Below are 14,506 nucleotides of genomic sequence, written 5' to 3'. Positions count from 1 at the left end.
GTCGCCATGTGTGTTGCATGACACACCGCCTTCGCGAGCAAGCCCGCTCCCACATTTTGATCGCATTCCACCTTGGATCAGCACCGGTTCTTCCTTTTGCAACTACTGTGACCGAGTCCTGACGATGAACACTGAACACCGCAAACCGCTCCCCGGCAGCCGCCTCGATTTCTTTGACGCCCGCGCGGCAGTCGATGCAATCACCCCCGGCGCCTACGCCACACTGCCGTACACCTCCCGCGTACTCGCGGAGAACCTGGTGCGTCGCTGTGACCCGGCGACCCTCAACGCGTCCCTGAGCCAACTGATCGAGCGCAAACGCGACCTCGACTTCCCGTGGTTCCCGGCCCGCGTGGTGTGCCACGACATCCTGGGCCAGACCGCTCTGGTGGACCTTGCCGGCCTGCGCGACGCCATCGCCCTGCAAGGCGGTGACCCGGCCCAGGTCAACCCGGTGGTGCCGACCCAACTGATCGTCGACCACTCCCTGGCCGTCGAAGCCGGTGGTTTTGACCCGCAGGCGTTCGAGAAAAACCGCGCCATCGAAGACCGTCGCAACGAAGACCGTTTCCACTTTATCGAATGGACCAAAAAGGCCTTCAAGAACGTCGACGTGATCCCGCCGGGCAACGGCATCATGCACCAGATCAACCTGGAGAAAATGTCTCCGGTGATCCAGGTACGTGACGGCGTGGCCTTCCCGGATACCTGCGTCGGCACCGACAGCCACACGCCTCACGTTGATGCCTTGGGCGTGATCGCCATCGGCGTTGGCGGCCTTGAAGCAGAGAGCGTGATGCTCGGCCGCGCCTCGTGGATGCGCCTGCCGGAAAGTGTCGGCGTGGAGCTGACGGGCAAGCTGCAACCGGGCATCACCGCCACCGACATGGTGCTGGCGCTGACCGAGTTCCTGCGCAAGCAGAAGGTCGTCGGTGCGTGGCTGGAGTTCTTCGGTGAAGGTGCTTCGGCGCTGACCCTGGGCGACCGTGCCACCATTTCCAACATGGCCCCGGAATATGGCGCCACCGCCGCGATGTTTTACATCGACCAACAGACCATCGCCTACCTGAAACTCACCGGTCGTGAAGACGAGCAAGTCACCCTGGTGGAGCAGTACGCTCGCCACACCGGCCTGTGGGCGGACGACCTCAAGGGCGCGCAATACGAGCGTGGCCTGAGCTTCGATTTGTCCTCGGTGGTGCGCAACATGGCCGGCCCGAGCAACCCCCACGCCCGCGTCGCCACCAGCGACCTGGCGGCCAAGGGCATCTCCGGCCAGTGGGATGACGTGCCGGGGCAAATGCCCGACGGCGCGGTGATCATCGCCGCCATCACCAGTTGCACCAACACCAGCAACCCGCGCAACGTGATTGCCGCCGGCCTGCTGGCACGCAATGCCAACAAGCTCGGCCTGGCCCGCAAGCCGTGGGTCAAGTCGTCCCTGGCACCGGGTTCGAAAACCGTCGCGATGTACCTCGACGAAGCCGGGCTGACCACCGAACTGGAGCAACTCGGTTTTGGTGTGGTGGCGTTCGCCTGCACCACCTGCAACGGCATGTCCGGTGCACTCGATCCGGTGATCCAGCAAGAGATCATCGACCGCGACCTGTACGCCACCGCCGTGCTTTCGGGTAACCGCAACTTCGACGGCCGTATCCACCCGTACGCCAAGCAAGCGTTCCTCGCGTCGCCGCCGCTGGTGGTGGCCTATGCGATTGCCGGCACCATCCGTTTCGACATCGAAAAAGACGTGCTGGGCCTGGACGCCAACGGCAAGGAAATCCGCCTCAAGGACATCTGGCCAAGCGACGAAGAAATCGACGCGGTGGTCAAGGCGTCGGTCAAGCCGGAGCAGTTTCGCCAGGTGTACATCCCGATGTTCGCGATCCACGAAGACACCGGCCCGAAGGTCACGCCGCTGTACGACTGGCGCCCGCAGAGCACCTACATCCGTCGCCCGCCGTACTGGGAAGGTGCCCTGGCCGGTGCACGTCCGCTCAAGGGCATGCGCCCGCTGGCGGTGCTGCCGGACAACATCACCACCGATCACCTGTCGCCGTCCAACGCGATCATGCTCGACAGCGCCGCGGGCGAATACCTGGCGAAAATGGGCCTGCCGGAAGTCGACTTCAACTCTTACGCGACCCATCGTGGCGACCACTTGACCGCGCAGCGCGCCACCTTCGCCAACCCGAAACTGTTCAATGAAATGGTGGTTGAAGACGGTAAGGTCAAGCAGGGTTCGCTGGCGCGCCTGGAGCCGGAAGGCAAGGTCACGCGCATGTGGGAAGCCATCGAAACCTACATGGAGCGCAAGCAGCCGCTGATCATCATTGCCGGCGCCGACTACGGCCAGGGTTCGTCCCGGGACTGGGCGGCCAAGGGCGTACGCCTGGCCGGTGTTGAAGCGATTGCCGCCGAAGGTTTCGAGCGCATCCACCGCACCAACCTGGTGGGCATGGGCGTGCTGCCGCTGGAGTTCCTGCCGGGCACCGACCGCAAGACCCTGAAGATCGACGGCACTGAAACCTACGACGTGATCGGCGAACGCACCCCGCGTGCGCAACTGACGTTGCTGATCAACCGCAAGAACGGCGAGCGTGTCGAGGTGCCGGTGACCTGCCGGCTGGACACGGCTGAAGAAGTGTCGATCTACGAGGCGGGCGGCGTGTTGCAACGTTTTGCCCAGGACTTCCTGGAATCGGCTGTAACTGCCTGATAACTGCGGCCGGGGTCAACGCCCCGGCCCATGAGGACCACCATGGCACACGTACCGCAGATCAAGATTCCCGCCACCTACATGCGTGGCGGCACCAGTAAAGGCGTGTTTTTCAGCCTCAAGGATTTGCCCGAGTCGGCCCAGGTGCCGGGCGCGGCGCGGGATGCGTTGTTGTTGCGGGTGATCGGCAGCCCCGACCCGTATGACAAGCAAATCGACGGCATGGGCGGCGCGACTTCCAGCACCAGCAAAACCGTGATCCTGGCCAAAAGTACCCGCGCCGATCACGACGTGGACTACCTGTTCGGCCAGGTGTCCATCGACAAACCGTTCGTGGACTGGAGCGGCAACTGCGGCAACCTGTCGGCGGCGGTGGGTTCGTTCGCCATCAGCGCCGGCCTGGTAGATGCCGCGCGCATTCCGCACAACGGCGTGGCCGTGGTGCGGGTGTGGCAGGCGAATATCGCCAAGACCATCATCGCTCACGTACCGATCACCGACGGCGCGGTGCAGGAAACCGGCGACTTCGAACTCGACGGCGTGACCTTCCCGGCCGCCGAGGTGCAGCTGGAATTCATGGACCCGGCGGCGGAAGAAGAGGGCGGTGGTGGTTCGATGTTCCCTACCGGCAACCTCGTGGATGACCTGGAAGTGCCGGGTGTCGGCACGTTCAAAGCGACCCTGATCAATGCCGGGATTCCCACCATCTTTATCAACGCCCAGGACCTGGGCTACACCGGCACCGAGCTGCAGGGCGCGATCAATAGCGACCCCAAGGCCCTGGCGATGTTTGAAACCATTCGTGCCCACGGTGCGTTGCGCATGGGCTTGATCAAGCATCTGGACGAAGCGGCCCAGCGGCAGCACACGCCGAAGGTGGCGTTTGTGGCGCGGCCTGCGGATTACGTGGCATCCAGTGGCAAGGCGATCAAGGCGGCCGATGTCGACCTGTTGGTGCGGGCGTTGTCCATGGGCAAATTGCACCACGCAATGATGGGCACGGCAGCGGTGGCGATTGGCACGGCGGCGGCGATTTCCGGCACGCTGGTGAATCTGGCGGCGGGCGGCGTGGAGCGCAATGCCGTGCGGTTCGGGCATCCGTCCGGGACGCTGCGGGTAGGCGCCGAGGCCAGCCAGGTCAACGGTGAATGGGTCGTGAAAAAAGCCATCATGAGCCGCAGTGCGCGGGTTTTGATGGAAGGGTTCGTGCGCGTACCCGGCGATGCTTTCTAACCTTGCGCCGTACGGGACGCGGAGCGTCCAAGGCGGCATTCCCACGCAGAGCGTGGGAACGATCACAGGCAGGCACCAAGACCTGCCTTTTATAAAACTTCAACCCTGACCCTGAGGATGGACCACACCTAACCCACTTTGGAGTACTGCCATGAGCGCCAACGTCGACCAGAACAACCGCCCCGACTACGACCAGGTCCTGCAGGACATCGCCGACTACGTCCTTAACTTCAGGATCGAATCCCGCGATGCCTTGGACACCGCCCGCAACTGCCTGATGGACACCCTCGGTTGCGGCCTGCTGGCCCTGCGTTTCCCGGAGTGCACCAAGCACCTGGGGCCGATCGTGGAAGGCACGGTGGTGCCGTTCGGCGCACGGGTGCCGGGCACCTCGTTCCGCCTGGACCCGGTCAAGGCCGCATGGGACATCGGCTGCATCGTGCGCTGGCTCGACTACAACGACACCTGGCTTGCCGCCGAATGGGGTCACCCTTCCGATAACCTCGGTGGCATCCTCGCGGTCGCCGACCATCTCTCGCAAAAACGCGTGGCCAACGGCGACGCACCGCTGACCGTGCGGGCAGTGCTTGAGGCGATGATCATGGCCCACGAAATCCAGGGTGTGATTGCCCTGGAAAACTCCTTCAACCGTGTCGGCCTTGACCACGTGCTGCTGGTGAAAGTCGCCTCCACCGCCGTCACCGCCAAACTGATGGGCGCCAACCGTGAGCAGCTGCTGTCGGCATTGTCCCAGGCGTTTGTCGATGGCCAGGCGTTGCGTACTTATCGTCATGCGCCGAACGCCGGTTCGCGCAAGTCGTGGGCGGCGGGGGATGCGTCGAGTCGCGGGGTGCGTCTGGCCGACATCGCCATGCGCGGCGAGATGGGGATTCCCGGTGTGTTGAGCGCGCCGCAATGGGGCTTTTATGACGTGCTGTTCAGCCACACCAACAAGGACCTGGCGCTCAAGCCCGAAGACAAGCGCGCCTTCAGCCTGTCGCAGCCCTACGGCACTTATGTGATGGAGAACGTGCTGTTCAAGATCAGTTTCCCGGCCGAGTTCCATGCGCAAACCGCCTGCGAGGCAGCAGTCACCCTGCACCCACAGGTGAAGCACCGCCTGCATGAGATCGACAAGATTGTCATCACCACCCACGAATCGGCGATCCGGATCATCTCCAAGGTCGGGCAGTTGGCCAACGCGGCGGACCGCGATCATTGCCTGCAGTACATGACCGCCGTACCGCTGGCGTTTGGCAACCTGGTGGCCGAGCAATACGAAGATGAATTCCACGCGGCCCATCCGATCATCGATGAGCTGCGCGAAAAGATGGTCATCGTCGAGGAGTCGCGCTACAGCCGCGAATACCTGGAGGCCGACAAGCGCTCCATCGCCAATGCGGTGCAGGTGTTCTTCAAGGATGGTTCCAGCACCGAACAGGTGGCCGTGGAATACCCGATTGGCCACCGTCGCCGTCGGGTGGATGGCATTCCGTTGCTGGAAGACAAGTTCAAGGCCAACCTGGCGACCCGGTTTACCGCGCAGCGCAGTGCCGAGATTTTTGCGCTGTGCAAGGATCAGGCACGGCTTGAGGCCACTCCGGTAAACCGGTTTGTGGACCTGTTCGTCATCTGAAGAACACCACTGGTCAAATGTGGGAGCGGGCTTGCTCGCGAATGCGGAGTGTCAGCCAATACATATATGGCTGATCCACCGCATTCGCGAGCAAGCCCGCTCCCACATTAAACCTACATGCTGCCTTCCACATCATCCAGGCTGAATGTCTCGGTATGGTCGTCATAGGAGAAGATCTCCGCATACCGCCCCCAGGCCACCACGCTTTCCAGGGTTTTCTCCACAAAGGCTTCCGTCATCGAGTCTTCCAGCTCCTGCTCGAAGCGCACCCGTGGCGCCCGGTGGCCGCTGCGCTCAAGCAACACCTGGTGAATGCGCGCGGCCAATGGCACGTGGCGGATCAAGTGTTCGGCGAACAGGGTTTTACGCTCCTGGGTGCCGTAGTCGGCGAACAGTTTGCCGGCATCGGTCAGGGTGATATCGGCACCCTTGAGTTCGGCGAAGCCCAAATGCTCAAGCATCTCCGCCACCGGGAACAGATCGTCGACTTCCAGCAAACGCCGTTCAGCCACGGTAGGCAGGCCGGCGTGGCCATTGTAGGGCTCGGCGGCCAGGGTTTCGATCAGGCCAGCCATCAGGTTGGTGGAGACTTCCGGCAACAGGCTGCCCATTTTCAGCTCAGGCAAACCTCTGCTCGCGTCGGCGCTGCGGCGGTCGGTCATCAGGGCGTAGATGTCGTCGACCATTTGCCGGAAGGTCGGGTCCAGGCGGTTGCGCGGGTGGGCAAACGGCACCTTGATCTCGGCCACCACCCGGCCAGGGTTGGACGACAGCACCAGGATGCGGTCGCACATCAGCACCGCTTCTTCGATGTTGTGGGTCACGATCAGGATCGACTTGATCGGCAGTTGCTTGCCGCTCCACAGATCCAGCAAGTCGGTGCGCAGGGTTTCAGCGGTGAGCACGTCCAGCGCCGAGAACGGTTCGTCCATCAGCAACAGGGTCGGGTTGACCACCAGCCCGCGGGCGAAACCTACGCGTTGGCGCATGCCGCCGGACAGTTCGCGCGGGTAGGCGTTTTCAAAACCGTCCAGGCCGATCAGGTCGATGGCCGCCAGGGCGCGCCTGCGGGATTCCTTGCGCTCGACCTGCAAGGCTTGCAGGCCGGCCTCGACGTTTTCCAGCACGGTCAGCCACGGGAACAGCGCGAAGGTCTGGAACACCATGGCCACGCCTTCGGCCGGGCCGGTGAGTGGCGCGCCGTTGTAGCGCACTTCGCCCGACGACGGCTGAATCAGCCCGGCGATGATGCGCAGCAAGGTCGACTTGCCCGAGCCGGACCGGCCGAGCATGCCGACAATCTCGCCTTCGTGCAGGCTCAAGTTCACGCCGCTGAGGACTTGCAGCTCGTCTTTACCTTTGCCGAACACCCGGTTCACGTTTTTCAACGAGTAGATTTCCGGAGTGTCGGCGGCATGCTCGGTATAGGTAGTCATCACAGCGAGTCCCATCAATTCAGACGAAGTTTGTTTTCAGCCATGGCGTACATCGGCCGCCACACAGCGCGGTTGAACGCCACCACGAAGATCGACATCACCACCACGCCCAGGGCGATCTTCGGGAAGTCGCCGGCCGCGGTGGTCTGTGCGATGTAGGCGCCCAGCCCGTGGGCGACCACGTTGTCGTGGCCCCAGGACACGTACTCGGACACGATACTGGCGTTCCAGGCACCGCCCGAGGCGGTAATCGCGCCGGTGACGTAGTACGGGAAAATCCCCGGCAGCATCACCTTGCGCCACCACAACCAGCCGCGAATGCGGAAGTTGGCGGCGGCTTCCTTGAAGTCATTCGGGAACGCGCTGGCTCCGGCGATCACGTTGAACAGGATGTACCACTGGGTGCCCAGCACAATCAGCGGGCTCAGCCAGATATCCGGGTTGAGGTTGTAGTGCAGGATCACGATGACGAACACCGGGAACAGCAGGTTCGCCGGGAAGGCCGCAAGGAACTGCGCCAGCGGCTGGATTTTTTCCGCAAGCGCAGGGCGCAAGCCGATCATCACGCCCAGCGGCACCCAGATCAGCGAGGCTATCAGGATCAGGCCGACCACCCGCAACAACGTGATCAGCCCTAGCACGAATACATGGCCGACTTCGGCCAGGGTCACTTCGGTGCCGACGTACTGCACGATGTGGTACAGCGCATAAGCGGCCAGCAGCGCGATGAGTGCGCCCCATACCCAGTCGATCACTTTTGACGCTTTCGGGGTTTCTGCCGGCAGCGCCTTGAGTGCACCGCCCGCCAGGCTGAAGCGCTTGTTGCCAATGCGGCTGATGGCGCGGGTGACAGGCCGCAGGATGCGCTGGACGATGCGCGTGCGCTGGATCAGGTTCAGCAGCCAGGATTGCGGCGCGGCACCCTGGGAGGCGGTGGTCTCCATGCGGAACTTGTCGGCCCAGGCCACCAGTGGGCGGAACAGGAACTGGTCGTACATCAGGATGACCACAATCATCGCCAGGATCACGTAGCCCACGGCGTGCAGGTCTTTCTGGGCAATCGCCAGGGCCAGGTATGAGCCCACGCCCGGCAAGGTGATGGTCTTGTCGCCGACGGTAATGGCCTCGGAGGCGACCACGAAAAACCAGCCGCCGGACATGCTCATCATCATGTTCCACACCAGCCCGGGCATGGCGAAGGGCACGTCGAGCTTCCAGAACCGCTGCCAACCGGAAAGTCGCAGGTTGGTCGACACTTCCACCAGGTCATGGGGCAGCATGCGCAGCGACTGGTAGAAGCTGAACGTCATGTTCCAGGCCTGGCTGGTGAAAATCGCAAAGATGGCCGCGAACTCCGCGCCGAGCACACGCCCGGGGAACAGCAGCAGGAAGAACGTCACTGTGAACGAGATGTAACCCAGCACTGGTACTGATTGCAGGATGTCGAGCACGGGCACCAGCAGTTTCTCGGCGCGCCGGCTTTTGGCGGCCAGGGTGCCGTACAACAGGGTGAACACCAGCGCTGCAACCATCGCCGCCAGCATGCGCATCGTGGTGCGCATCGCGTATTCCGGCAGGTTGGCCGGGTCCAGCGAGATCACTTCACTCTGCAGGGTGGCGATAGGCGCCCAGGTTTCCCGCGCAGTGATGGAGAAAAACAGTAAAAAGCCGATCACCAGGGGCAGGGCGACCAAATCCCAGCGGTTGGGGAGCAAGCGCAATGTGGATGCAGGGATGTAGTGACGGAACACTCTTTTCATAGGCAGTCATTCCTGCAGCGTTCAGGTTCAGGGGCGTGATGGGAGTGAGCTTAGCTGCTGCACGAATGACCCACCGAGAAGGGCGGGCGCTGTTTTCGCGAGTCAGGGGCAACGAGGCGTTGCTGGCGGGATTGTACGTTTCTGAATGTTACAAGCGCATAAATTTGCTGTCAGTTTCCTGTACGAACGGCGACTAGGGCGTCGGCGCCCCGGTCGTCGCTCGGCGGTTATTCAAACCGCAGGATCACCCTGCGATTGTGTTTGCTCTTCTTCTCGATTTTTTCGCAGAACACCCGGCCGATTTCCTCGGTATTGGTCACATGGGTGCCGCCGCAGGGCTGGATATCGATCCCGGCGATTTCAATCACCCGTACTGCCCCCTGGATGACCGGTGGCGCCACCGCCTGGGTGCGAGTGATCTGCAGCAGGGTTGAATACTCCGAGGCGGGCATGGACAGGGTTTTCACCCCATGAGCCTGTTCGATCAAGGCATTGAGGTCACGGGTGATGGTCTCTTTGTCGAGGGTCATTTCCGGCAGGTCGAAATCCAGGCGGCCCTTGTCGGCGCCGATACTGCAACCGGTCACCGGAGCGTCGATGATCGAGCACAGGAGGTGCAGGCAGGTGTGCATTTTCATGTGCTGGTAGCGACGTTCCCAGTCCAGGCTGGCGTCGACCTGCATCCCGGCGGCCAGTTGCTCGGGGCAGTGTTCTACCTGGTGCCAGATGATCGAGCGCAGTACCGGGTCACGCACGGTGCCGGTGATGTCGACGCGGCTGCCGTTGGGCAGGATGAAATGGCCGGTGTCCCCCGGTTGGCCGCCGCCGGTGGGGTAGAACAGCGTGTGCTCCAGGGCGATTCCCTGTTCGCTGACGGCAATCACCCGCGCACTGAAGGCATTCTGGTAAGGCGCGCTGTCGAACAGCGCGAGGGTTTCCATGGTGTGCACGGACATGTTCAACCTCCGACGATCAGTGGGCTGGCTTGCAGCAGGCGACGAACCATCGCGCTCAAGCCAGGAGGAGATAGCAGGGTGATTTCAAATTCGGGCCCGGTCACTTTCAGGTTCAGCGGCAGGCGCGGCGGGTAGGCGTTGGTTTCGATGTGCCGCAGGCGGAATTGCAGGTGATGACGTTCCTTGACTGTCGGCTCCAGCAGCAGGCCGGGCAGGGGATGAAAGTCAGCGTCCAATACCGTCACCTTGTGGCTGGCGTTGACTTCGCCCACCACGTGCAGGCGTTCGTCGAGGGCAAACGCGCCGAGGTAATTGCTGTGGTCCGACTCATCGTTTTTCTGCAACTGGATCTGGTTGACCACCTTGACCTTGGTGCCGGCCGGCACGTCCTGGGTGATCACGCAGGACGGACTGATGAACACGTTGTCACCGATCAGCACGTAACCGAGCACCCGCGCGCCGGAGCCGACTTCCACGTTGTTGCCCAGCCGCGGGTGGCGCTTGCCGTCCGGGTTGTTGGCGATGCCCCGGGCGCCGAGAGTCACGCCGCAGAGGATGTAGCAGTCGTTGCCGATCTCGCAGGTTTCACCGATGACCGTGCCGTAACCGTGGTCCAGCACAAAGCGCCGGCCGATCCGCGCCGCGGGGTGAATTTCGGCGCCGGACAGGATCTTGCCCTGGTTGCTCAGCTTCAGGGCGATGGCGGAAAACACACCGTTGTTCTTGTCCGGGAAATTCCACACCAGGTGGGCCAGGCGGTAATACAGCACGGCCTTGAACGAGGCGTAGGACTCCAGGATCAGCTCTCCGCGCCCACGGGACGCCGGGTCGCGCCAGGCATAGGCGATCAGGTCTTCGGCCACCGCCTGGGCCGCCGCCTGGATCAGCGGCGCGAGATGCGCCTCCAGCTGCTTCAACTGCGCAGGCGTAAGCGTGGTGATGAGGTGGGTGAGCAACTCATCGTGCAGTTGTTGCATGTCGATAAAGCCCCCCATGGAGGCACCCCCGCAATAGTTGTTATTCAAAACAGGGCAGATAGCTGTCGGCACTGTCGTAGACCATGGTCAGCACGACGGTGTCGGTGGGCAGCTCCGGCGCCAGCTTGGCGATGGCTACCATGTTGGCGGCCGACGACAGCCCGAGGCTGATGGCGTCGGTGCGCATGATGCGTTTGATCATATCGAGGCATTCCTGGCGCGACACCTTGAGCATTCCGTCAATGATCGCGACGTTGAGAATGCTCGGGATCAAGCCGATCGACAGGCCCTGGATATGGTGCGGCGCATGGCGGTCACTGAGCAGGTCGCACTCTTCCGGCTCCACCCCCATCACGCGGATCGCCGGCCAGGTGCTCTTGAGGGTTTCGCCGATGCCGGTGATATGGCCCCCGGTGCCGATGCCGCTGACGAAGTAGTCCACACGCAGCTCGCCGAAGGCGCGGATGATTTCCCGGGCGGTGGTGTCACGGTGGGTCTGCGGGTTGGCGCCGTTGCGCTGCTGGTTGAGCATCACGTAGCTGGGGTTTTCCAGCTGCAGCTCCATGCACTTTTCGCCGTGGGAATTGTTGCCCAGGCGGCTGTCCGACAGCACCACCCTGGCGCCGTACAGGCGCAGCAGTTTCTGCTTCTCGGGGCTGTAGTTGTCGGGGATCACCAGCACCACTTTGTAGCCCAGCACGTTACCGGCCATCACCAGGCCGATGCCGGTGTTGCCGCCGCTGGGCTCAATGATGGTTTGCCCTGAGCCACGAATCAGAATGCCCCGGCGCTCGGCGTCGAGGATCATGCCCAGGGCGATGCGTGCCTTGTGGCTTCCGCCGGGGTTGAGGGATTCCAGCTTGGCGTAGACCTCGATGCCGAGGTCTTCGGAAAACTGTTCCAGGCGCACGATGGGCGTTTGGCCAATGGCGTCGAGTATCGAGTTATGCAACATCAAGTAAGAGCCCATGGCCGCTGATCAGTACAAAGGCATGTCGGGTTCGACGTCGCGAACCCAGTGTTTCATGCCACCTTGCAGTACTTTTGTGTTGGCGAATCCGGCGGCCAGCAAGGTGCTGGCGGCTTGCTCCGCGCGGGTCCCGGCGTAGCAGATGAGGTAGTGGGTGTTGTCGCGGCTGAGGTTGGCGAGTTGCCCGTCGAGCTCGGCCAGCGGGATGTGCACCACCCCCGGCAACTTGCACACTTCCAGCTCGCTGGCGTCCCGCACATCCAGCAGTACGTCGGCCTTGCTGTGTTGCTCGAGCAGTTGCTTGAGCACCCGCGGCTTGATGTAGCGTTCTTCGGCCAGCGACGGTTGGCTTGGCAGGGAGTCGGCGCAGACGGCGGGGGCGATGGTTTGGCTGTGGCGCAGTTCCGAGCAGCAAGGGCAGTCGGCGCGGCGCTTGAAGCGGATCTCGCTGAACTTCATCGCCAGCGCATCAAAGCGCATCAGCCGGCCCGAGAGTGGTTCGCCAATGCCGATCAGCAGCTTGATCGCCTCGGTGGCCTGGATCATTCCGACCACCCCGGGCAATACGCCGATGACCCCGCCGGCGCTGCAGTTGGGCGCCAGTTCCGCCGGTGGTGCCTGGGGAAACAGGCAGCGATAGCACGGCCCGCCTTTATAGTTGAGCACGCTGATCTGCCCGTCGAAGCGGTAGATGGCGCCGTACACCAACGGCTTGCCCAACTGCACGCAAGCGTCGTTGACCAGGTAGCGGGTTTCGAAATTGTCGGTGCCGTCGATCACCAGGTCATAGGCGCCCACCAGTTCCAGGGCGTTGTCGGTGTTGAAGGCGGTGTCGTAGGTGTTGATCTGGATGTGGCTGTTGAGGTCCTGCAAGCGCTGCTTGGCGGACTCGACCTTGGGCAGGCCCAGGGTGCTGTTGCCGTGGACGATCTGGCGTTGCAGGTTGCTGCTTTCCACCACGTCGAAATCCACCAGCCCCAGGGTGCCGATGCCGGCTGCCGCCAGGTACAGGCTAATGGGCGAACCGAGGCCGCCGGTGCCGATGATCAGCACGCGGGCTTTCTTCAGGTTCAACTGGCCTTCGCGGCCGACGCCGGGCAGGGTGATGTGGCGCACGTAGCGCTGCACTTCTTCGTTGCTCAGTTGGTCGACGTCCATGCCTCCGGAAGTGGCCAGCAACACTTCGATTTTGGCTTTTTCGGGCAACCGGTCGTTGGCGTCGATCAGTTCCTCTTCGGCGGTGAACAGGAAGTGTTCCTTGAGCTGGTTGTTCTCGTAGAGCAGGTGCGCCCGCAATTGCGGGTGCTCGATGCAGAGGTTTTCAATGACTTCGCGCAATGTCGATCCGGCACCCTCGAGGGTCGATGCTGGCAGCTTGGCCACGCGGACCAGGATGTCGGGGAAAGAGACAGCGTTCATGCACAACTCCGTTTGCAGGTCGTTGAAGGGTTTTTGGGCGAAGTGTTTGCCATCCCAGGCAAACAGCTTGGAACCTTGGGTCTTGCCCTGGCGAACATCCACCACCAGGTAACTTACGGGGTAGATCGGCTCGCCCATGAAAAGGGCCTTGTCCTGGTCTTCGTCGCTGAAATACGCGCCGACGTCAGGGTGGGAGTGGTAGATCACCACCACCGGGTTATCACTGCGAAACGCCTTGTTCATCATCAGCGTGTCGGCCACCGAAAAGGTGTAGCCGTTGGCGGCGCTGCGTGAATACATATCCGGGTTCTTGCGGTGCAGCTCGTTCTGGATGTTGCTGCCCAGGTACACGCTGCCATCGGCGAAAACGAAACCGCAGCATTCCTCGGGGTAGCTGCGGTCGGCGTGGGCGTAGATCTGCTCCAGTGCGCTTGGGCTCAGGACCTTCATCTCAGTTTTTCTTCGCCAGGAGCTTTTCGATGGGCAGCTTGGTGATGGCAAAGCCGGCCAGCAGGATCGCCGAATACATCATCAGGTCCCTGGAAATCTGCACGCCCTCGTACCAGGCCCCGATGATCACCGCGAACACCGGGAAGATGATGAACACGAAGGACAAAATGATCGGGCTCAGGCGCTTGAGCAGCATGAAATACACGATAAAGCCGCCCACCGAGGCCACCAGCCCGAGGTAGAACAGCGCACTCCAGGAACGCAGGGTGATGTCTTCAAAGGTCGGGGTTTCAAACCACAGCCCGGCGACAAACAGCATCAACCCGGCGATGCCGATGGGCAGCGTGTTGTAGGTGATAACGCTGATGGCACTGCCTTGTTTCTTGGTAATCACGTAGCACAAGGCGTGCATGATCGCGGCGGCGAGGATCGCCAGCACGCCGAAGAACTCGGCATGGTCCAGGTGCAGGCCCTGGCTCTTGATGATCATGTACAGGCTGCCGAACCCGATGGCGATGCCGATCACCTGGGAAAAGTAGATGCGCTCGCGCAGGAACAGCGCGGAGAAAATCAGGATAAACACCGGCATGCAGCTGAACAGCAGCGCGGTGAGGCCGGACGAGACATGCATCTCGCCGTAGTTGAGCAGGTAATACGGAACGCTGAAGTAGGACAGCGTCACAAACACGAAGAACCAGCGGCTTTCCCGGGGAAACAGGATCGGCTCGCGGCGCACCCAGGCGAAACACAGGAACAGCGGAAACGCGATCAGGAACCGCAGCCCGGCGGAGGTCAGCGGTGGCACGCTTTCCACGGCGATCTTGATGCCCAGCCAGGTAGTGCCCCAGCTGAGACACACGATCAGGAACATCACACTGGTAATCAGCCCGGCCAACCACTGCTTGTGAGTTTTTGTTTTTTCAGCATTTTCGAGAACGGCGGACATTGGC

General features: G+C 62.3%; 10 protein-coding genes. 3 read left to right on the top strand and 7 right to left on the bottom strand.

Translation table 11 applies throughout. The features are described 5' to 3' along the window. Positions 1-124: 124 nt before the first annotated feature. From acnD to prpD, 3 genes are all read left to right on the top strand, one after another. The gene (gene acnD / locus HX814_RS27200; protein ID WP_177008964.1) at positions 125-2,719 is read left to right on the top strand and encodes a Fe/S-dependent 2-methylisocitrate dehydratase AcnD; all 2,595 of its coding nucleotides are present in this window, start codon (positions 125-127) and stop codon (positions 2,717-2,719) included. 42 nt (positions 2,720-2,761) lie between these two features. Further along, positions 2,762-3,952 (top strand): 2-methylaconitate cis-trans isomerase PrpF, encoded by a 1,191-nt coding sequence (gene prpF, locus HX814_RS27195; RefSeq protein ID WP_177008965.1) that lies wholly within the window; start codon positions 2,762-2,764, stop codon positions 3,950-3,952. Positions 3,953-4,103: 151 nt separating this feature from the next. Further along, a complete protein-coding gene (prpD, locus tag HX814_RS27190) occupies positions 4,104-5,588 on the top strand; it encodes a 2-methylcitrate dehydratase (protein ID WP_177008966.1) in 1,485 nt (494 codons plus the stop codon). A 113-nt stretch (positions 5,589-5,701) separates the two neighbouring features. On the opposite strand, the gene HX814_RS27185 is transcribed toward prpD, so the two are convergent. From HX814_RS27185 to HX814_RS27155, 7 genes are all read right to left on the bottom strand, one after another. Next, on the bottom strand, positions 5,702-7,024 hold the full coding sequence (locus HX814_RS27185) for an AAA-associated domain-containing protein (protein ID WP_008432668.1): 1,323 nt from the start codon (positions 7,022-7,024) through the stop codon (positions 5,702-5,704). A 14-nt stretch (positions 7,025-7,038) separates the two neighbouring features. Then, the gene (locus tag HX814_RS27180; RefSeq protein WP_003214988.1) at positions 7,039-8,784 is read right to left on the bottom strand and encodes an ABC transporter permease subunit; all 1,746 of its coding nucleotides are present in this window, start codon (positions 8,782-8,784) and stop codon (positions 7,039-7,041) included. 227 nt (positions 8,785-9,011) lie between these two features. Further along, entirely contained in the window at positions 9,012-9,740 is a 729-nt protein-coding gene (locus HX814_RS27175) for an alanyl-tRNA editing protein (RefSeq protein ID WP_177008967.1), read from the bottom strand. A gap of 2 nt (positions 9,741-9,742) precedes the next feature. Next, positions 9,743-10,735: a serine O-acetyltransferase gene (locus tag HX814_RS27170; protein WP_003214992.1), complete on the bottom strand. Its 993-nt coding sequence runs from the start codon at positions 10,733-10,735 to the stop codon at positions 9,743-9,745. A 22-nt stretch (positions 10,736-10,757) separates the two neighbouring features. Next, on the bottom strand, positions 10,758-11,672 hold the full coding sequence (locus HX814_RS27165; RefSeq protein ID WP_043225528.1) for a PLP-dependent cysteine synthase family protein: 915 nt from the start codon (positions 11,670-11,672) through the stop codon (positions 10,758-10,760). 24 nt (positions 11,673-11,696) lie between these two features. Next, complete coding sequence (gene moeB / locus HX814_RS27160; RefSeq protein ID WP_177015438.1) at positions 11,697-13,556, bottom strand: molybdopterin-synthase adenylyltransferase MoeB; 1,860 nt, start codon at positions 13,554-13,556, stop codon at positions 11,697-11,699. Between the two features lies 1 nt (position 13,557). Continuing rightward, a complete protein-coding gene (locus HX814_RS27155; RefSeq protein ID WP_166742189.1) occupies positions 13,558-14,451 on the bottom strand; it encodes a DMT family transporter in 894 nt (297 codons plus the stop codon). Between the last annotated feature and the right edge of the window lie 55 nt (positions 14,452-14,506).

It is taken from the genome of Pseudomonas sp. C8002 (assembly GCF_013385765.1).
Lineage (GTDB): Bacteria > Pseudomonadota > Gammaproteobacteria > Pseudomonadales > Pseudomonadaceae > Aquipseudomonas.
The sequence above is the reverse complement of the archived record's forward strand: the minus strand, read 5'-3'. Positions and strand labels throughout refer to the sequence as shown.

What these genes read in the sequence shown, in the direction of transcription:
- acnD (WP_177008964.1), top strand. Translation starts at nt 125, where the DNA reads ATGAACACTGAACACCGCAAACCGCTCCCCGGCAGCCGCCTCGATTTC.
- prpF (WP_177008965.1), top strand. Translation starts at nt 2,762, where the DNA reads ATGGCACACGTACCGCAGATCAAGATTCCCGCCACCTACATGCGTGGC.
- prpD (WP_177008966.1), top strand. Translation starts at nt 4,104, where the DNA reads ATGAGCGCCAACGTCGACCAGAACAACCGCCCCGACTACGACCAGGTC.
- HX814_RS27185 (WP_008432668.1), bottom strand. Translation starts at nt 7,024, where the DNA reads ATGACTACCTATACCGAGCATGCCGCCGACACTCCGGAAATCTACTCG.
- HX814_RS27180 (WP_003214988.1), bottom strand. Translation starts at nt 8,784, where the DNA reads ATGAAAAGAGTGTTCCGTCACTACATCCCTGCATCCACATTGCGCTTG.
- HX814_RS27175 (WP_177008967.1), bottom strand. Translation starts at nt 9,740, where the DNA reads ATGTCCGTGCACACCATGGAAACCCTCGCGCTGTTCGACAGCGCGCCT.
- HX814_RS27170 (WP_003214992.1), bottom strand. Translation starts at nt 10,735, where the DNA reads ATGGGGGGCTTTATCGACATGCAACAACTGCACGATGAGTTGCTCACC.
- HX814_RS27165 (WP_043225528.1), bottom strand. Translation starts at nt 11,672, where the DNA reads ATGTTGCATAACTCGATACTCGACGCCATTGGCCAAACGCCCATCGTG.
- moeB (WP_177015438.1), bottom strand. Translation starts at nt 13,556, where the DNA reads ATGAAGGTCCTGAGCCCAAGCGCACTGGAGCAGATCTACGCCCACGCC.